The sequence below is a fragment of the Amycolatopsis sp. NPDC051128 genome, assembly GCF_040682715.1.
In the GTDB taxonomy this organism is placed as follows: Bacteria; Actinomycetota; Actinomycetes; order Mycobacteriales; family Pseudonocardiaceae; genus Amycolatopsis.
On sequence record NZ_JBFBBN010000018.1, the window covers coordinates 41548 to 59363 of the forward strand.

18 protein-coding genes and 1 pseudogene are annotated in these 17816 nt (G+C 70.1%); 10 read left to right on the forward strand and 9 right to left on the reverse strand.

From position 1 onward, the window contains the following. Positions 1-2: 2 nt before the first annotated feature. On the reverse strand, positions 3-653 hold the full coding sequence (locus AB0M82_RS19980; protein ID WP_364723651.1) for a response regulator transcription factor: 651 nt from the start codon (positions 651-653) through the stop codon (positions 3-5). Further along, positions 641-1888 carry a histidine kinase gene (locus AB0M82_RS19985; protein WP_364723653.1) on the reverse strand — a complete coding sequence of 416 codons (1248 nt, stop codon included), beginning with the start codon at positions 1886-1888 and terminating at the stop codon, positions 641-643. The genes AB0M82_RS19980 and AB0M82_RS19985 overlap by 13 nt, the downstream gene beginning before the upstream one ends. Before the next feature lie 879 nt (positions 1889-2767). On the opposite strand from AB0M82_RS19985, the gene AB0M82_RS19990 reads away from it, so the two are divergent. After that, a complete protein-coding gene (locus tag AB0M82_RS19990; protein ID WP_364723655.1) occupies positions 2768-3202 on the forward strand; it encodes a hypothetical protein in 435 nt (144 codons plus the stop codon). Positions 3203-3281: 79 nt separating this feature from the next. Here AB0M82_RS19990 and AB0M82_RS19995 read toward each other — a convergent pair whose 3' ends face one another. Then, the gene (locus AB0M82_RS19995) at positions 3282-4508 is read right to left on the reverse strand and encodes an MFS transporter (RefSeq protein ID WP_364723658.1); all 1227 of its coding nucleotides are present in this window, start codon (positions 4506-4508) and stop codon (positions 3282-3284) included. Positions 4509-4603: 95 nt separating this feature from the next. After that, on the reverse strand, positions 4604-5527 hold the full coding sequence (locus AB0M82_RS20000) for a LysR family transcriptional regulator (RefSeq protein ID WP_364723661.1): 924 nt from the start codon (positions 5525-5527) through the stop codon (positions 4604-4606). Between the two features lie 84 nt (positions 5528-5611). Here AB0M82_RS20000 and AB0M82_RS20005 point away from each other — a divergent pair, with 84 nt between their 5' ends. The 6 genes from AB0M82_RS20005 to AB0M82_RS20030 are packed head-to-tail and all read left to right on the forward strand — an operon-like array spanning position 5612 to position 11487. Beyond that, complete coding sequence (locus tag AB0M82_RS20005) at positions 5612-6574, forward strand: cyclase family protein (RefSeq protein WP_364723664.1); 963 nt, start codon at positions 5612-5614, stop codon at positions 6572-6574. A 25-nt stretch (positions 6575-6599) separates the two neighbouring features. Then, positions 6600-7730, forward strand: a complete 1131-nt coding sequence (locus AB0M82_RS20010; protein ID WP_364723666.1) for an FAD-dependent oxidoreductase — start codon at positions 6600-6602, stop codon at positions 7728-7730. Between the two features lie 20 nt (positions 7731-7750). Next, positions 7751-8677 carry a VOC family protein gene (locus AB0M82_RS20015; RefSeq protein ID WP_364723668.1) on the forward strand — a complete coding sequence of 309 codons (927 nt, stop codon included), beginning with the start codon at positions 7751-7753 and terminating at the stop codon, positions 8675-8677. A gap of 10 nt (positions 8678-8687) precedes the next feature. Beyond that, positions 8688-9599, forward strand: a complete 912-nt coding sequence (locus AB0M82_RS20020) for a fumarylacetoacetate hydrolase family protein (RefSeq protein WP_364723670.1) — start codon at positions 8688-8690, stop codon at positions 9597-9599. Then, complete coding sequence (locus AB0M82_RS20025; RefSeq protein WP_364723673.1) at positions 9596-10318, forward strand: SDR family NAD(P)-dependent oxidoreductase; 723 nt, start codon at positions 9596-9598, stop codon at positions 10316-10318. Before AB0M82_RS20020 ends, AB0M82_RS20025 begins: the two co-directional genes overlap by 4 nt. 11 nt (positions 10319-10329) lie before the next feature. Continuing rightward, complete coding sequence (locus AB0M82_RS20030; RefSeq protein WP_364723675.1) at positions 10330-11487, forward strand: alpha/beta fold hydrolase; 1158 nt, start codon at positions 10330-10332, stop codon at positions 11485-11487. 11 nt (positions 11488-11498) lie between these two features. Here the strand turns inward: AB0M82_RS20030 and AB0M82_RS20035 are convergent. After that, positions 11499-11795 (reverse strand): annotated as a pseudogene (locus AB0M82_RS20035) (hypothetical protein); the annotation flags it as partial. Between the two features lie 322 nt (positions 11796-12117). Between AB0M82_RS20035 and AB0M82_RS20040 the strand changes: the two are divergent. Together AB0M82_RS20040 and AB0M82_RS20045 are read left to right on the forward strand one after the other, a co-directional pair. Further along, positions 12118-12429 (forward strand): hypothetical protein, encoded by a 312-nt coding sequence (locus AB0M82_RS20040; RefSeq protein WP_364723678.1) that lies wholly within the window; start codon positions 12118-12120, stop codon positions 12427-12429. Between the two features lie 287 nt (positions 12430-12716). After that, the gene (locus tag AB0M82_RS20045) at positions 12717-13076 is read left to right on the forward strand and encodes a hypothetical protein (protein ID WP_364723680.1); all 360 of its coding nucleotides are present in this window, start codon (positions 12717-12719) and stop codon (positions 13074-13076) included. A 196-nt stretch (positions 13077-13272) separates the two neighbouring features. On the opposite strand, the gene AB0M82_RS20050 is transcribed toward AB0M82_RS20045, so the two are convergent. Next, positions 13273-14283 carry a hypothetical protein gene (locus AB0M82_RS20050; RefSeq protein ID WP_364723683.1) on the reverse strand — a complete coding sequence of 337 codons (1011 nt, stop codon included), beginning with the start codon at positions 14281-14283 and terminating at the stop codon, positions 13273-13275. Positions 14284-14311: 28 nt separating this feature from the next. Then, entirely contained in the window at positions 14312-14866 is a 555-nt protein-coding gene (locus AB0M82_RS20055) for a sigma-70 family RNA polymerase sigma factor (protein WP_364723686.1), read from the reverse strand. Positions 14867-14945: 79 nt separating this feature from the next. On the opposite strand from AB0M82_RS20055, the gene AB0M82_RS20060 reads away from it, so the two are divergent. Further along, positions 14946-15203, forward strand: coding sequence for a hypothetical protein (locus tag AB0M82_RS20060; protein ID WP_364723689.1), 258 nt, complete (start codon positions 14946-14948; stop codon positions 15201-15203). Between the two features lie 50 nt (positions 15204-15253). On the opposite strand, the gene AB0M82_RS20065 is transcribed toward AB0M82_RS20060, so the two are convergent. Continuing rightward, a complete protein-coding gene (locus AB0M82_RS20065; RefSeq protein WP_364723913.1) occupies positions 15254-15706 on the reverse strand; it encodes a GNAT family N-acetyltransferase in 453 nt (150 codons plus the stop codon). Between the two features lie 229 nt (positions 15707-15935). Then, the gene (locus tag AB0M82_RS20070; RefSeq protein ID WP_364723691.1) at positions 15936-17654 is read right to left on the reverse strand and encodes a hypothetical protein; all 1719 of its coding nucleotides are present in this window, start codon (positions 17652-17654) and stop codon (positions 15936-15938) included. Between the last annotated feature and the right edge of the window lie 162 nt (positions 17655-17816).

The following is a 17816-nucleotide window of genomic DNA, read 5'->3' on the forward strand; positions in this document are numbered from 1 at the left end:
GGTCAGGCCCGGGACGCTCCGAGGAACCGCAGCACGGCCAGGACGCGGCGGTGGTCCGCGTCGACCACGGGCAGGCCAAGCTTGGCGAAGATGTTGTTGATGTGCTTCGCCACGGCGCTCTCGCTGACCACCAGCGCCTGCGCGATGCCGGCATTGGAGCGCCCCTCGGCCATCAGGCCGAGCACCTCCCGTTCGCGGGGGGTCAGCCGCGTGAGCGGGTCGTTGTCGCGCCGCAGCAGCAACTGGGCGACGACCTGTGGGTCCAGGGCCGTGCCCCCGTCCGCCACTCGCCGGACCGCCGCCACGAAGTCGGCGACATCGGCAACCCGCTGCTTGAGCAGGTAGCCCACACCGCTGGTGTTCGCCGACAGCAGGTCAGCCGCGTACCGCTCCTCCACGTACTGCGAAAGCAGCACCACCGGCGTCCCCGGCCAGCGCCGACGGATCTCCATCGCCGCCCGCACCCCCTCGTCGGTGAAGCCGGGCGGCATCCGGACGTCGATCAAGGCGAGTTCGGGCCGGTGCTCCGCCACCGCCGCCAACAGCCCCTCCGCGTCGCCGGCTTCCGCGGCGACCTGGAACCCGCCCATCTCCAGCACCTTGATCAGGCCGACCCGCAACAACACCGAATCCTCGGCGATCACCGCGCGCACGGCAGCTCCGCGGTGATGGTGGTGGGCCCGCCAACGGGGCTGCTGACGTGGAAAGCCCCGTCGAGGGAGCCGACCCGCTTGGCCAGCCCGGTCAGCCCCGTGCCGGCGGCGGCGTCGGCACCGCCCAGCCCGTCGTCGGTAACACGCACTCGCAGCACCTCACCGACCTGACCGACTATCACCTCCGCACGCACCGCGTTGGCGTGCTTCGTCGCATTGGTCAGCGCCTCAGAGATCACGAAGTACGCGACCGACTCCACATTGGGCGCCACCCGCTCCTCCAGATCGACCCGCAGCCGCACCGGCAGGGGCGTGCGGGCAGCCAGCCCGGACAACGCCGCGTCCAGACCTCGGTCTTCGAGCACGGCCGGGTGCAGCCCCCGCACCAGGTCATTGAGTTCGGCGATCGCCTCCTTCGCCTCCAGGTGCGCTCTCGCGATCACCTCGCGGGCATCACTCGGCAGGTCCGGGCGGGTGGCCATGGCCAGACCCAGGTTGACCGCGAGAGACACCAACCGCTGCTGGGTGCCGTCGTGCAGGTCGCGCTCGATCCGGCGGCGCTCCGCGTCGACGGCCTCGATCAAGTCGGTCCGGCTCACGGCCAGCTGATCGACCCGCTCCTGGAGCCGCTGCGCCCGGCTGGGCCCGAGCAGGCCCAACGCCAGCCGCGCCTCGGCCCGGGCTGCTGCCCGCGCGGTCCAGGGCAGGGCGCACAGGAGGAGGAGACCAGCCGCTGTGTAAGCCGGCAGCTGGGTCAGGTAGCCGAACCAGTCCTGGCGGATTCCGGTTGGCAGGGCCCATGACCAGGCGTAGGCGCTGACGCCCGCCAGGCACGCCGCTGCCATCGCGAGCACCAGCAACTCCAGCAGCGCGAGCAGCGGGCCCAGCAGGAGGTGGTAGCCGATCTTGCGCCAAGGCCGCGTCGCCGCGAGCCACCGGGCGGTCGAAGCCCACGTCCATCGTTCCGGGGCGGTGGGGGTGAGCCGGGGGACGTCCACACCGATGAGCACCCGGTGGCGAGCCCGCTGAACGGACGTCAGCACCGGGGTGCCGAGCAGGACCAGAGCGGCCGACACGGAAACCGTGAGGAGCCAGTTCCCCGTCCTGTCGGTAGTCGTCGTCGCCCAGGCCCACACGGGCACCAGCGCCAGGTGCGGCAGCACACCAGCGGCGAGAAAGCCGGTGTCCCGCCGCGCCCGGAGGACCGTGCGTCTCAGCCCGGCTGGAATCGTCATGGCACGACGCTAGGGCACCGCGGGAGGACGGTGCCATGAAACCTGTACCCGATCTCATGGTGAACCTAGTACCCGGTGGAACAGGCACTGTGCCCCGGTGAGCATCGTCATCAAGGTGGGAGGGCATCTTCACCGTTCGGAGCTTTGAGGAAGTCCTTGACGACGATGTTCCCGAGGCTGTTGTCGACCCGGCGACGGCGAGGGTCCGCTCGTCCTCGTCCTCGCCGTCTCCGGCATCCTTCGAGAGGCCCTGTGCACTGCCGTCGAGCAACGGCTCGCTGAAGTCAGCCGGCTGTGGGTGGCCGAGCGGGCGGCAGACAGCGAAGTCTTCGATCCCGAGATCGCCGTGTGGATCCTGAGCGGCTTGGCGTGGTAGCCGAGCTGCCGCCCGGTCGCTGTAAGGCCGCGCCAAGTCCATCTTCTGGCGGTGACCGGCGGGAGGTCCAAGCCGAGCACGGCGCGCAGCCGGTTCCACTGAACCACGGTCAGCACCGGGGACACGGCCAGCAGCACGAGAGCCGTGAAGACCACGCCGCCCAAGGCGATGTCCCGGGCGAACTTCACCTCGGTCAGGTGCAGGCCAAGCCAGAGTGCTGTGGTGATCCCCAGGGGTGGTCAGCTGCACGGACACCCCAGCCGCGACGAACCTGAAAGCCGCCGAACCACCGGCCCGCGTGCGTCGTGCCGTGTCCACGATCCAACGCTAATCGAGACCGGGCCGATGGCAACATCATTCAGGCACCCGGGTCGGTGCGGTAGCAGGCACCACCACGAAGTCGGAACCACGGGCTACTGATCTCGGCAGGCCGCGGCGGCAAGGTTTCGCCGCAGGGCCGCCGACGCCGGCGGCATCACCACGAATTCGGTGGAGGAATTCTCATGACCGTTCGGACGATGCCCCGGCCGCTACGCCCGGCGAGGTCGCCGGGTGCCCGGGCGCGACCCCGGACCAGCTGGGCGCCCAGGGTGCTCGGCGCGGTCGCCGCGGGCATGGTGCCGTGGGTGTTCGTGCTGGGCCGGTCCCTGCCCGAGACCACGCAGGTACGGCACTGGCCGGCCGTGTGGATCGGACTCGACCTGACTGTGGCGCTCGGCTGCGCGACCACCGCGCGCTTGTTCCACCGCGGCGATGACCGCGCCCGCCTGTCGGCATCAGCCGTCGCGGCGCTCATGGTGATGGACGCTTGGTTCGACGTCCTCACCGCCCAGGCCGGCACCGAATTCACCCAGGCCATCGTCTGCGCAGTTCCGGAACTGGCCTTGGCCGGCCTGTGCACGTGGCTCGCCCTGCGCAACGCTGAAAGGGTGTCATGACGATGAGAGCATCAGCGGCGGCGCGCCGGAGACGGAATCGGCTACCGGGCTCAGAGCTGAGCGTTCGTCGCAAAACCGGTCAGCCTTCGGTGACGTTCAGCGGCTGGTTGTTCCGTCGCAGCAGGAACGCGGTCAGGACGCCGCCGATTGCGGACGCGATGCCGAGGACGGCGAGCGCGCCTTGGAGTCCGCCGGCGCCGGTACCGATGGCGGCGAGGGCGAGCGGGCACACGAACTCGCCGAGGAACAGCGTGCCGGTCCACAAGCCAGTGCCGCGACCTCGCTGGTCGAACGTGAGCCGGTTGACCGCCCACGTCAGCAGGGTGGGCAGCAGCATGCCGGTGCCGAAGCCGGTGAAGACCGCACCGACGGTGATGACGATCGGTGAGGCGGTGGCGAACACCAGGAGGAGGCCGACCGCGGAGAGGCCGAACTCGACGGGCAGCAGGACCCGGGGTGTCTTGCCGGACAGGCGGCTGAACGCGATCGCTCCCGCGGCCGTCGCCAGGGACATGATCGCGGAGACCGCGCCGATGGTCCCGGTGGAGTCCACTCCCACGCCGGTGAGCACATAGGACAGTTCGACGATCAGCGCGTAGAACACGACGCCGCCGAACAGGGTGACGAGGCAGGGCGCGGCCAGCTGCCGCCAGGGCAGTTTCGTCAGGTGCCCGGTGGTGGCCGGCCGGCCTTGCGGCTGCCAGAGCTTGAGCGCCATGGGGATCGCCAGCGGGGCGGCGACGGCGTACAGCCAGAACGGCGTGCGCCAGCCCGACGCGCCGAGAACACCGCCGAGAGCCAGGAACGCGGTGGCGGACAAAGTGGCGACCAAGGTCTGCAGGCCCAGGTAACGCGCCCGGCGCGCGCCGGACCAGTAGTCACCGATGAGGGTGGTGCAGCAGGTCATGACCGCGCCCTCGCACAACCCGACGAGCACCCGGCTTGCGAGGATCGCGCCGAGCGAGTCCAGGTAGAGGGGAGCCGTGCCGAACACGGCGTAGGCCAGCATGGCCAGCAGCAGCAGCCGTTTCCGGTCGATCCGGTCGGCGACGACGCCGGCGAACGGCGCGGTCAGCCCGATCAGCAGCGCCGGCGCGGTCAGCACGATCGGGACGAGGACACCGGCGCCGGGCGTGTCCGCGAACGCCCGGGTCATCTGCGGCAGGACGGGCGCGATGAGGACGGCGCCGAGCACCGACAGGCAGCTCCCTGCGAGCAGCAGGACCAGCTGGACCGGGCCGGCGGTCGCACGTTGTCCGGTGGAGGAGTCCGCCGTGGACAGGTTCACGGTTGGGCTTTCGGGCATTTCGGCACCTGAGTTCCATCGTTGGGTCAGGGAAGGTGCCGAAAGTGTGAGTTCCGCGGCGGGAGAGCGGAAATCACTTGTCCCGAAGCGCGGTATCAGCGCGGTGGATGCTCGGTGACGTCCGCGGCGATCCGCGTCAGCAGTACGCGCAGGTACTGGTGCTCGGGATCGTGCTCGTACATCGGGTGCCACCACACCGCCTCGACCAGCGGCCCGGCTTCGAACGGACAGGGCAGCGCCCGCACGTTCGTGTCGGCCGGGATGCGCTCGGCGAGCCGGCGCTGCAGCAGCGCGACCCGGCCGGTCCCGGCGACGAGGCCCGGGACGGTCAGGAAGTTCTCCGTGACCACCTGGACGTGCGGTTCGATGCCGAGCATCCGCATCTGCCGCACGACCGGGGTCGACGCGGTCGGGCTGTGGTAGGTGACCACCCACGGCATGGTCCGCAGCAGCTCCACCGTCAGCCCGTGCGCCACCGCCGGGTGCCCGGCGTCGACCAGGCAGACCCAGTCGTCGCGGTGGAGGTCCTGGTGCGGGAGGCCTTCGAGGAAGCCGTGCGGCAGGACCAGCAGGTCGATGCCGGTGAGTACCTGGCGGGCGTTGTCGACAATCGCCGGGGTGTTGGCGATGAACCGCACGCGCGCGCCGGGCGCCTCCTGCGCCAGGGCGGCGGCCAGCGCGACGCCGAGGATCGCGACGCCGTAGTCGGTCATGGCGAGGGAGAACTCCCGGGAGGTGGTCGCGGGGTCGAAGTCCGGCTCGGCGGCGAAGACGCGCTCGACGCCGTTCACCGCCGTCCGCACGCGGCCGCGCAGCTGGACGGCCAGCGGGGTGAGGCGGTACTGGTTGCCGTAGCGGGCCAGCAGGTCGTCGCCGAAGTGCCGGCGCAGCCTCGCCAGCTGGGCGGACACCGCGGGCTGGCTGAGGCCGACCTGCTTGGCGGCCCGGCTCACGCTGCGGTGTTCGAGCAACGCGTCGAGCGTCACCAGCAGGTTCAGGTCCAGGCTCGCGAGGTTCACCACCTGAGGTTATCTATCGCGCTGATAGTTCGCATTAGCTATTTCGTCTTCCCTGATGCGGTGGCGTGCCGCACCGTGAGCGGCATGGACCGCACCGATCCCGAAGCCGCGATCGCCGCCGCCGCCAAGCGCTGTTCGAACTGGGGCCGTTGGGGTGCCGACGACGTCCTCGGCACCCTGAACTTCCTCGACGACGCCAAGCGCCGCGAAGGCGCGGCCCTGGTCCGGCGGGGCGTGAGCTTCTCCCTGGCGCAGCGGTTCGACGCGGACGGCCCGCAGAAAGGCTGGCGGCGCCGGACGAACCCGGTGCACACCATGCTGGACACCGGCCTGGAGGCCGAGCGCGGCACCCAGGGCTTCCCGCACGGCATCGGCGGCGCCGACGACGTCGTCTTCATGCCGCTGCAGGCGTCGACACAGTGGGACGGGCTCGGGCACATCTTCGACCACGGCGTGGCGTGGAACGGCCGCCGGGCCGGGGACGTCGTGACCAGTGAAGGGGATCGCGTCACCGGCATCGAGACCGCGTCGGGCCGGATCGCCGGACGCGGGGTCCTGCTCGACGTCGGCCGGGCGCTCGGCACCGACGGCGAGTTGCCGGACGGGTTCGCGATCACCGTGGAGCACCTCGAGGAAACCATGGCCGCGCAAGGGGAAGCCGCGAGAGTTGGCCGCGGAGACCTGCTCCTGGTGCGGACCGGGCGGCTCGCCCGGGCGCGCCGCGAGGGCTGGGGTGACTACGCGGGCGGCCCCGCGCCCGGGCTGTCGTTCACCACCGCGGACTGGCTCCACGACAGCGAAATCGCCGCGATCGCCACCGACACCTGGGGGTTCGAGGTCCGGCCCAACGAGTTCGACGACGCCTTCCAGCCGCTCCACCAGGTCGCCATCCCCCACCTCGGGCTGTACCTCGGCGAGATGTGGGACTTCGACGCGCTGGCCGCGGACTGCGCCGCCGACGGCCGGTACGAGTTCTGGCTGACCGCCGACCCGCTGCCGGTGACCGGGGCGGTCGGCGCGCCGGTCGCCCCGATCGCCGTCAAGTAGCTCCCGGACCGGACGAAGGAGTCCCATGCCCGCCGTGCACACCGTCCTCGTGGTCGGCAGCGGCCTCGCCGGCACCGCCGCCGCGATCCACCTCGCCGATCACGGCGTCGCCGTCGACCTCATCGAGATCAAGCCGGACATCACCGCCATCGGTTCCGGAATCACCTTGCAGGGCAATGCCTTGCGCGAGCTGCGCGAGCTCGGCGTCTGGGACGCCGTGCAGGCGCACGGATACAGCTTCGACAGTCTTGGCCTGCGTGCCCCGGACCCCGCGGGGACGCTGCTCGCCGAGATCCCCGATGTCCGGACCGGCGGCCCCGACCTGCCGGCCACGGTGGGGATGCCCCGGCCGGACCTGGCGCGGATCCTGCACGAGCGCGCCGGTTCGGCCGGGGTGAAAATTCGGTTCGGGCTCACGGTGACCACGGTGGCCCAGGACACGAGCGGGGTCGACGTCACGTTCTCCGACGGTTCGACCGGCCGCTACGACCTCGTCGTCGGCGCCGACGGGATCCGCTCGGCGGTCCGCCGGCTGCTGGGCATCGACCCGGAAATCCGGCCGACGGGCATGGGCATCTGGCGCGCGTTCGGCCCGCGCCCGGCTTCGGTGACCCGGACCGATCTGTTCTACGGCGGCCCGTCCTACATCGCCGGCTACTGCCCGACCAGCGAGGACACGCTCTACGCCTACGTCGTCGAGGACGCGCGGGATCGCAGCGGCCTGTCCCCGGCCGAACAGCTCGCGACCATGCGTGAGCTCGCCGAGGCGTACCACGGCCCGTGGGACGACGTCCGGGCGACGCTCACCGACGCGTCGCGGATCAACTACACCCTGTTCGAGACCCACGTCCTACCGGCGCCGTGGCACCGGGGGCGGGTGGTGCTGATCGGCGACGCCGCGCACTCCTGCCCGCCCACCCTGGCCCAGGGCGGCGCCCAAGCCCTCGAAGACGCCGCGGTCCTGACCGAACTGGTGCTGGCCGCGGAAACCCTCGACGACCGCGTCTGGGCCGAGTTCGCCGACCGCCGCTGCGCGCGAGCGGCCACGGTGGTCGAGGCGTCCGTCCAACTCGGACAGTGGCTCCTGGATCGGGAGCAGGGCGACGTTCCCGGGCTGATCGGCCGGATCGCCGCCCTCGTCGCCCAGCCCGCCTGACCCTTCCGGAGGAGAACGAGATGATCACGCACCTGCGGCACATTGACCTCGCCGTGCCGGACCTGGCCCGCCAGCAGGACTTCTACGCCGGCGCCTGGGGCCTGAAGACCGAGCACACCGATACCGGCGTCGCGTTCCTCGCCGCGGAAGGCTCGCCCGAGCAGTACGTGGTGCGGCTGCGCCAAGCCGGTGACAAGCGGATCGACCTGATCGCCTTCGGCGTCGCCACGCCTGCCGACGTCGACACCCTGGCCGCCGGGCTGGCCACCGCGGGCGTGACCCTCGTGCACGAGCCCCGGACCCTGCACACCCCGGGCGGTGGCTACGGGTTCCGGTTCTTCGACAACGAGGGCCGCACCATCGAGGTCAGCGCTGACGTCGCCGTCCGCGCCCACCGCCGGATCGAAGCGGGCGAGTCGGTCCCGGTCCGCCTGTCCCACGTGGTGATCAACTCGACGAACCCCGAGGCGACCCGGGCGTTCTACGAAAAGCACCTCGGGTTCCGGCTGTCCGACATCCTGATGCACCCGCGGATGGGGGAGATGATGTGGTTCCTGCGGGTGAACTCGTGGCACCACAGCATGGCCATCGCGCGCTGCCCGCACCCGTCGCTGCACCACGTGTCGTTCGAGATGCGGGGCCTGGACGAATACATGCGCGGCACCGGACGGCTCCTGCGCGCGGGTGTCGAGAAGATCTGGGGCCCTGGCAGGCACCTGGCAGGCAACAACACCTTCAGCTACTTCCTCGACCCGCACGGCAACACGGTCGAATACACCACCGAACTCGAGCTGATCGACGAGGACACCTGGCACCCGCACCTCTACGACTTCAGCGACCCCGAGGTGTCCGACCAGTGGGGCACGGCGAACGCGATGAACGAGTTCGTCGCACAACGGTCCTTCAACGACCCGGACAAGGGCCTGTTCGTCGCCCCGCCGGTGTGAGGAGACCCCGATGAAGTTCGCGACCGTCGAGGAACCCGGCGGTGCCGTCCGCTGCGGCGTCGTCGAAGACGGCATGCTTCTGCGGCTGCCCGCGGGAACCACCGTGCTGGAGCTGATCCGCACCGGCTCACTCCACGAAGCGGGCGCGCGGGCCCGCGCGACGGGTGACGCGGTCCCGCTGACCGGACGGCGACTGCTGCCGCCGCTGGAGCCGCCATCCATACGGGACTTCGTGGCGTTCGAGGAACACGTCGAAGGCATGGTGGCGCCGGGTTCCGTGCCACCGGAGTGGTACGAGGCGCCGACGTTCTACTTCACCAATCCCTGCGCACTGATCGGCGCGCACGACGACGTGCCGATCCCGCCCGGCTCGCGGCTGTTCGACTTCGAACTCGAGGTCGCCGCCGTGCGGGGTCCCGCCGGGATCTGTGGGTACACGATCCTCAACGACTGGTCCGCCCGCGATCTCCAGCGCCGCGAGATGAAGGTCAACCTTGGACCGGCCAAGGGCAAGGACTCGGCCACGACGCTCGGCCCGTGGCTCGTCACGGCCGACGAACTCGAGCCGTACCGCGACGCGGATGGCTTCCTGGCGCTGGACATGCGGGTGGCGGTCAACGGCTGCGAAGTGGGGCAGGACCTGCTGTCCAACATGGGCTGGCCGTTCGAGGAACTGGCCGCCTACGCCGGCCGCGGCACGCGGCTGCGCGCGGGTGACGTGCTGGGCTCCGGGACCTGCGGCAACGGCGGCTGCCTGGCGGAGCTGTGGGGACGCGGCGATCCGCGGGAGTCGCTGCGGCCCGGCGACGTCGTGGAGATGACGGTCGAAGGCATCGGGACGATCCGCAACACGGTCGTGCCCGGCGTCGAACTGCCGCCGGTCCGGCCGGCCCGTGCCCGGCCGCGGCGGCGGTCGCGGTGACCGGCAAGGTCGTGGTCGTCACCGGTGCGGGACAGGGCATCGGCGCGGCGACCGCGCGGCTGCTGGCCGCGCAGGGGGCGAGGGTGATCGGGGTCGACCGTGCCGAAGACCCCGGGCTGCCCGGCGTCGAGCACCACCGGCTCGACGTCACCGACGACGCCGGCTGGGCCGGGCTCGCCGCGAGCCTCGACCGGGTCGACGGACTCGTCGCCGCCGCGGGCATCACCTGGCGGGCCCGGCTCGGCGAGCTGGACCCCGCCGACCTGGCGCACGTGCACGACATCAACGTCGGTGGCGTTCTGCGGGCCGTGCGGGCGGTGGTGCCGCGGATGCCGGCCGGCGGCTCGATCGTCGTGACCGGCTCGGCCGCGGCGCTGACCGGCCACTACCCGCTCGCCTACACCGCGAGCAAATGGGCGCTGCGCGGCTTCGTCAAGGCCGCCTGCCTCGAACTGGGGAGCCGCGGTATCCGCGTCAACGCTGTGCACCCCGGGTACATCGAAACCCCGATGACCGCCTCGGCGCCGCGCGGGTTCCGGGCCGCGAACGTCGCCGAGACCCCACTCGGCCGCACGGGGACCGCCGAAGAAGTCGCCGCGCTCGTCGCGTTCTTGATCGGTGACGCGGCCTCCTACATCTCCGGCGCCGAGATCCCCGTCGACGGCGGCATGACCGCGCACGGCGGCGTCAAGTCGATCAGCGAAGCCGCCCGAACCTGAGAGGAACACCCGTGTTCGAATACTTCCCCGGCAACTACGTGTGGAACCTCGGCGTGGTCGCCGCGCTCAACAGCGGCGGCCTGATCGACGAGGTGGACCGCGCCTGCCGGCCCCTCCGCGAAGCCGCGGCCCAGGGCTCGGACGCCGGAACGCCCGACTTCCTGCGGGCCTGGACCGCGCTCACCGACCAGCTCGTGACCCAGGCCGAACAGGCCGAGAAAGCCGGGCACACCCGCACCGCCGGCGAACTGTACTTCCGGGCCACCACTTACCTTTGCCAGGCCGAGCGCATGCTCGCCCACTCCGACCCGAACCGGCTGCCCACCTACCGGCGGGTCCTCGAACTCGCGCAGAAGTCCTTCGATCTGCGCGACCGGCGGATCTCCCGGGTGGCGATCCCGTACGAAGGCACGACCCTACCGGCCTACCTTTCCCTCGCCCCGGCCACCGAAACCGGGCCGGCGCCGGTGATCGTCCTGGTCAACGGCCTGGACTCGAACAAGGAACACATGTACGGCTCGGCACACTGGCGGGAGCTCGCCGACCGCGGGATCTCGTGCCTGATGCTCGACCAGCCCGGCACCGGGGAAGCCCTGCGCCTGCAGGGTCTGACCGCCCGCATCGACGCCGAAGCCTGGGCGGCCGCGGCCGTCGACTGGCTCGAGACACGGTCCGAAGTGGACAAAGACCGGATCGGGATCGTGGGCTGGTCCCTCGGCGGCTACTACGCACCCCGCGCCGCGGCGTTCGAGAAGCGGTTCGCGCTGTGCGTCGCCTGGGGTGCCAACCACAACTGGGGCGCGGTGCAACGCCGCCGGCTCGAACGCGAAGGCGAACGGCCGGTGCCGCACTACTGGGAGCACGTGCTGTGGGTGTGGGGCCACGACGACCTCGACGCGTTCATCGCCTTCGCCGACGGCGTCCACCTCGACGGCGTGGTCGAAAAGATCACCGTCCCGTTCCTGATCGCCCACGGCGAGAACGACCGCCAGATCCCGCTCGAGTACGCCCACCGCTCCTACGACCAAGCCGTCAACTCACCCCGGCGCGAGCTGCGGGTGTTCACCCCGGAGGAAGGCGCGACCGAGCACATCGGACTCGATCACCTGCCCCACGTCAGCACCTTCATCGCCGACTGGGTGGCGGACACGTTCCGCGAACGGTCCTGACCGGTCAGATTCACCACGCTGGCGAAGATCAGCAGTCGCCGAGCTGGCCGTAGTTGCTCCGGCGTCGCCCCTGCCAGGGCCAAGTGCCGACTGCCGAGCAGGAGCCCGAGGATCGACAGATCGACTGCAGGTGCGACGAGCGGCGCGACCCAGACCGGGACTCCGAGCCGGAGTGCGAGGTTGAGGACGTTGCCGAAGCCGAAGAGGAAGGTGCGGCCGACGACGACGCCCATGATCACGGTGAGGACGTGAACGACAGAAGCCCTGTCCGAACCTGATCGAGTTCGCACAGCTACAGGCCGGGTCATCGACCATCACTTGCCTCGACGCGCGGACGCCCGTGGGTGCTCACCCAGGGCACAGCCAAGATCATCAGCTCGTGGCTTCCCGTCGATCGGGCCGGTTGGTCTGCGCGGCCCGGGTCACTGATGGCCTGGGCAGCTCCGAGTTCGGGGTGCAGTCATGGCCTGCCCGCCTCGTATCCGGCGGTACGAGAAACCCACTTCCCGGACACCATGTCCGGACACTCTGTCTTGACAGAGTGTCCAGACAAGTTCACCCTGGTCGGGACCGATAGGGAGGACCGCTTATGAATACTCGTGTGTCCCGTTGTGCGGCTGGGGAAGCCCAGTGACCGCGGTGCTGTGGGTGGTGCTCGGCCTGGGATGGGTCGCGTTCGCCGGCACCGCCACGCTCTGGGTGTACCTGGCGCGGCGGAGCCGGCGTGGGGACACAGGAGCCGACATGCTCCTGCTCGCTCTGACGCCCTTGCTGATCGTCGACTTCGTGCTCTCCGTGCTTGGCGCAGTTGCGGGCGGCTGGCTCGCCATCCGGCTCGACGGTCTCGGCGCCCGGCTGATCGCCGGCATCGGGGCCGCGGTGCTGCTGGCCCGCATCGCGCTCGGGGCGGCGCAGACGTGGTGGTCTCGGTCGGCCGAGTGACTCGCCTCTCGGGCGGCGCCGGGCAAATGTCACCGCGGCACCGTCCGCTTCTGCCGATGTGTGGGCGATGCGTGCTGGTCCCTTCGCGTGGACCACGACCGCGAAACAGGATCCTCGACAGTCCGTCCTCGGCGGGTAGGCGAGCCTGAGCGGATCGCCGCGATGGAACACCGGCCGCGGCGAGTCCGCCGAATCACTCACCAAGTTGGCCGATCCATCAACCCACTCGACCATCGCCCCGTCGGGGCTACCGGGAAGAGGGTTTGCGCTGGCGGATCGAGTCGAGCATGGCGCTCAGTATCGTCCTGGTCGTGCAAGACGACAGCGCCCGGAGCGTGCGTGTGGCGAAGACAGTGGTCATGACGCTGGGGTTCGTCTTGATCGCGCTGGGAATCGCCGCCACGGGCGCGCTTCTCCTCATCCTTGCCCTGGCGCGCGGCGGTCGAGACTGGGCCGGCTCTGGGCCGACGTTCGCCGTGTTCGCCGTCGCCGCGGGATGGACGGTGCTGGCTGGCGGGTTCGCGGTCTGGTCGTCGCGGCGGACGCGTAGCCGAACGATCTGGCTCGCCGGCCTGCCCTGCGTCGCGCTCGGCGCGGTGCCCACCGCCATCGTGGCGGTGGATCTTCTGTTCCTCCTCCCCCGCTGAGACTGGCGATCAGGCAGGGGTTCGAGTCCGCCGTTCACGAACTGATCCACCGAACTGCCCTGGGAGGGCCGAGATCATCTCGCCCCTCCCAGGATCGTTCTGTCCGTACGTCGCCGTTCTGCGTCCGGTAGCTGCTCATCTGCCGGAGTAGTGCGAGTGAGGTTCCCCAAGATCGTCGAGGCGTGGACTATGAGGATCAGATCTTGCCCGCGGCCACGTCGGCGAGGGTCACGCGGGAGGACTTGTAGTTCACCACGTAGCGCTTGGACGATTCCGCCGAGGTGATCTCCTCACGGATCGGCAGGCCATTGTCGGCGTTGATGGTGAGGACGTCCGCGCCGCCGCCCAGGATGGCGGGGGGCGGAGTGAGGGTCAGCGCGGCCTGGCCGTCGACGTTGGTCTTGCCGACGACCATGTCCGGGATGGTCGCGTACAGCTTCAGCACGCCCGCGCGGACCTCCGAATCGGCGGCGTTGGCGAACAGCGCATGTTCGGTGTTGCTCCACAGGTGGTTGTTGACGAGGTTCTCCAGGTCCTTGCCCGTCGGACGCGGTTTGGGGGCCGGCACCGGCTTGCCGAGCTTGCGGAACCTCTCCGCGTTCTCCGCTTGGTAGGCCGCCCAGGCCTTCTCGGCCTCGGCGGGGCTCAGGCCGACTCCCAGAACATTGTTGGACGCGGTGATCATCGCGATCCTGGCCTTGTCCACGTCGCCCTTCGCGGCGAGACGGGCCGCCGCCATCACCTTCCCGTCGTACGGCGTAGCCGGCTCGGCATGACCCTGGGCGACTGCGTCCCCCAGGGTCTTCGCCGAGTCGCCCGTGAACTGCTGGCCCTTGTCGGTGTAGAGGGTGTAGTAGAGGTCCGGCTTGTCGTCCGGCCCGAACTTCGTGTTGATGATCAGCGACGCGTCTCCTGGCTGCGTGCCGGCCGCCTGGACCGCGGAGGCCAGCTTCACCAGCGGCGCCTCGACCGCCTGCGGGGCCGCGTCGGACGGGCCGGCCGGGACGCTGCCGCCTGACATACCCATCACCACAGCCGCCGCGACGGCCGCCGCGCCCACGGCGGCGACGCTGACCTTGGGCCAGGAGAACCAGCGCTTCGGCCGCACGACCGTGGCCGCGGGTTCCCCCATCGCCGTCCGCAGTGCCGTACGGGCACGGTCATAGGCCTCGGGACCGGGAGACGGCACGTCACGCAGTTTCTTCATGAGATCCATTTCATCCATGGGTCGTCTTTCATGTTGTCGGGACTCGCAGCAGCGCGACCACTTCGGGGGCTTCACGCAATGCCTTACGCGCCTGGTGCAACAGGCGGCGGGCCGTGCCGGCCGGGATGTCGAGCACCCGCCCGGCCTCGGCGACGGTCAGGTCCTCCCAGGCGACCAGGCCCAGGACTTCCCGCTCTTCCGGTTTGAGCCGAGCCAGTGCCCTGCCCAGCAGTGCCTGCGTGTCCACGCGGGCATCCACCGCCGGCCAGGGATCCCAGTCACTCGCCACGCCGGTCAGGTCCGGCGCCGGCTCCTCGGCCGGCGCGGACCGCCAGTGCCGGCGCAGCCTGTTCAGCGCGACGCCATACAACCAAGGCCTGGCTTCGGGATACGAACTGTCATAGTTCGCACGGGACTCGTAGGCCGCCACCCACACATCGCTGAGCACGTCCTCGGCGGCCTGCCGCCCCACTCTGCGCGCCAGATAGTTCCCGAGCGCGGTCTCGTGCCGGCTGATCACTTCCACGAAGGCATCGGTGTCTCCGCGCAGCGACCTACCGATCAGTTCCGCGTCTGACGACATGAAGCTCCTCGGGTTGCGCTTCGCCCTGACACCCCGTCGTTGCCAACGCGCGCCCAAAGCGTTCAGGTTAGGTCACCCCATGACGAACATCGCTGGTCAGGCGACGTGTGCGATGTCGGTACGCATCGGCCATGGCACGGAAGGACCGTTTGGGGGCGAGGCTGCCATCGGGCATCAGCTTGCAGACCTCTTCGGCGCCGACACCGCTGTCGGAACCCGGCTCGCCACCGCCGGCCAGTTCATCGAACAGCTCGGCAACGACATCCTCCGCGCCGTGGAAAAACGCGCACGAGCGATTCCCGCTGCCGGAACCAAGCGCGCCCGTGCGTCTGCGTGACAATCCACCGGGCGGCGCGGGTCGATCTACAAGTCGAGGCCGGCCTCGGGTCACTCGAGGAAGCGCTCGGCCACCGTCTGACCGTGGAAAGTCTGTCCGGTCGGAGTAAAGCCCAGCCCCAGGTAGAACTTTTCGGGGCCGTCGGGATGCGGCACCCACAGGACAGTGACCCGGTGTCGGCCGCGGCGACGAGCCTCGACGCAGAGTTGCTCGACGGCGAACCGACCACATCCGATCCGCTGGTGGCCGGCCGCGACGTTGAGCCGCCAGATGCCGCAGCGGAAGTAGTCGATCGGGCAGTTCGGGTCGAAGGCGCCCATGATGAACCCGACGAGCTGGTCGTCGAAGTAGACCAGCCGGGGCCATGCGATGGCGGGTCGGGTGTAAGCCTCGGCCAGGGAAACTGCGACCGGCGCGACGAATTGCTCCTGCCATGGCTCGACTCTCAGTGCGCGAGCGTCCTGGACGTTCTCGGGTGTCACGGTTTCCAGTCGGAGAGGCATGACCGGGGAGTCTTGACGGGCGCCGGGGCTCATGTCCACGCGCGAGCGGGCGGGATCACACTCGGCGCGGTTCGCGGTCATCGACAAGGCGGGCGTTCCACGAGGCACCCGTCCGCGAGCTGCGACTGGTCGTCTCGCAGTACGTGTGCAGTGCGCACTTCGCCGTTGACTCGGCGCACATAGCGAAGCTGGTCTCCAGGCCGCATGGTGCCGGCACTCAACAGCGGCATTAGCCAGTGGCGGGTGACCAGACGCCGGCGAGGCTGCCGCAGCTGATCTTCTGTCCGGTGAGTGCGGCGCGGATGCGGGGTTCGACGTCGGAGTGTCCGGCGGTGCTGATTTCCGGTGGTACGTAGGTGGGCAGCGGCTGGCCTTTCGCGAGGCCTTCGGCGGTGACCGCCTGGAACAGGACGAGGTAGTCGCCTTGGCGGTCGAGCCGGCGGGCGGTGTCGATCATGCGTTGCTTGCCGTCGTCGACCATCTCCATCGGCAGCGGCCAGTCCATCGGAAACGGGTTGTGCAGCTTGAACACCGGATACACGAACGGGCTATCCGGCAGCACCGCCACATTCGACGCCGGGTACCGGGCGAGGCAATCGCGGATTTGCGTCAGATAGAGCCCGACGCTGGGGTTGCTGCGCACCCCTCGCATCGCCGGTGCGGCGGCGCCGAGGTGTGCGGTGAGCTCCCAGTGCGGAAGATCCGCATACGGCGCCCGGTCGTGCGCCCGCTCCAGCTGCAACCCCGCGGCCACCAGCGCGACGACACCGGCCAGCGCACCGAGGACTTGCGGCACGGGAACACGTGGTGCCCGGAGATCGGCGACGGCGCGGACCAGCAGATCGAGTGTGCCCAGGACCATCGTTCCTGCCAGCAGCGACGGGATCGGATATCCCCACGACAAGGTGGACATCCACGCCAGCGTCACGACCAGCAGCTGCTGCCACGGGAACTGGCGACGCACGATCGCGTCGAGGACCGCGGTGACCAGGAAGATCCACAGCACCGCGAACGACCAGTAACTCGCATGCTCGAACCGGCCCGCGACCACCACGCCGATGGTGACTCCGGCCGTGGCCAGCGCGGCGAGGACGCGCAGCCGGCCGCTCGCCCGGCCGAGCCGCTGCCTGAACACCCACGCCCCGGCGAGCAGCATGCCGCCGAGGGCGGCGGCGATGATGTAACCCCGGGGATCCACGCTCCCGTCCGCGAACGTGCTTGTCCAGAGCTGGTAGATGTTCTCGCCCCAGGTGTGCGTGCCGCCGGTCAGCTGGGTGAGCGCCTCGGGCAGCCCACCGCCGATGGTGACCATTCCGAAGTAGAGCAGCGGCGCCGCGCCGAGCCACAGCAGATCCACGACGAACCGGCCCCACCGGAACCCCGCGGCGCGCGCGGCGGGGTGCAGCGTCAGGATGAGGATGCCCAGGGGTACGGTGACGGCGAAACTCTGTTTGACGATGACGGCGAAACCCAAGCAGAACAGGCCAAGCCAGCGTGCCCACCGCGGGTGGTCGCGCAGTCCGTGATCCAGTGCCCACCAGCCGACCGCGGCCAGGAACACCCCGTCGACGGTGTGCCATGCCATCACCGGGTACGTGTTCAGGTTGACCAGCACCGCGGCGGCGACCAGCGCCATCCGCAGCGGGCCCCACCGCAATGGCGACGCTCCCGTGAGCAGCGCCGCCAGCGCGATCGTCGCCACCGACAACTGCGCCATCATCACGAAACTCGACGCCACCATCAATGGCGCCGGTACCACGAAATCGAGAACGTGCAGGTACGCCGACCCGAGTGGGCGCGGCGAGACGACGTCCACGTGCGGGATTTCCCCGTGCAGGATCCGCCAGCTCGCGGCCAGCACGAAACCCTGGTCGCTGGGGTTGAAGCCGAACCGTCCGATCCTGGCCACCACCGCGACCGACAGCACTGTCGCGCCCGCGACCAGCACCAGTAGGCGTTTCCATGAGCGCGCAGGTTGCGGGCGGATCGTATTCGACGTGAGAGGGGCGGTCGGCGTGGCACTCATGAATTGACGAACCTCACGTACAAGAACGGTCCATACCCCATTGCAGCTGGGTGGAGTAACGAGGGAATCGGCTGCGGCAGGCCG

What these genes read in the sequence shown, in the direction of transcription:
- AB0M82_RS19985 (WP_364723653.1), bottom strand. Translation starts at nt 1,888, where the DNA reads ATGACGATTCCAGCCGGGCTGAGACGCACGGTCCTCCGGGCGCGGCGG.
- AB0M82_RS19990 (WP_364723655.1), top strand. Translation starts at nt 2,768, where the DNA reads ATGACCGTTCGGACGATGCCCCGGCCGCTACGCCCGGCGAGGTCGCCG.
- AB0M82_RS19995 (WP_364723658.1), bottom strand. Translation starts at nt 4,508, where the DNA reads ATGCCCGAAAGCCCAACCGTGAACCTGTCCACGGCGGACTCCTCCACC.
- AB0M82_RS20005 (WP_364723664.1), top strand. Translation starts at nt 5,612, where the DNA reads ATGGACCGCACCGATCCCGAAGCCGCGATCGCCGCCGCCGCCAAGCGC.
- AB0M82_RS20010 (WP_364723666.1), top strand. Translation starts at nt 6,600, where the DNA reads ATGCCCGCCGTGCACACCGTCCTCGTGGTCGGCAGCGGCCTCGCCGGC.
- AB0M82_RS20015 (WP_364723668.1), top strand. Translation starts at nt 7,751, where the DNA reads ATGATCACGCACCTGCGGCACATTGACCTCGCCGTGCCGGACCTGGCC.
- AB0M82_RS20020 (WP_364723670.1), top strand. Translation starts at nt 8,688, where the DNA reads ATGAAGTTCGCGACCGTCGAGGAACCCGGCGGTGCCGTCCGCTGCGGC.
- AB0M82_RS20045 (WP_364723680.1), top strand. Translation starts at nt 12,717, where the DNA reads ATGGCGCTCAGTATCGTCCTGGTCGTGCAAGACGACAGCGCCCGGAGC.
- AB0M82_RS20050 (WP_364723683.1), bottom strand. Translation starts at nt 14,283, where the DNA reads ATGAAGAAACTGCGTGACGTGCCGTCTCCCGGTCCCGAGGCCTATGAC.
- AB0M82_RS20055 (WP_364723686.1), bottom strand. Translation starts at nt 14,866, where the DNA reads ATGTCGTCAGACGCGGAACTGATCGGTAGGTCGCTGCGCGGAGACACC.
- AB0M82_RS20060 (WP_364723689.1), top strand. Translation starts at nt 14,946, where the DNA reads ATGACGAACATCGCTGGTCAGGCGACGTGTGCGATGTCGGTACGCATC.
- AB0M82_RS20065 (WP_364723913.1), bottom strand. Translation starts at nt 15,706, where the DNA reads ATGCCTCTCCGACTGGAAACCGTGACACCCGAGAACGTCCAGGACGCT.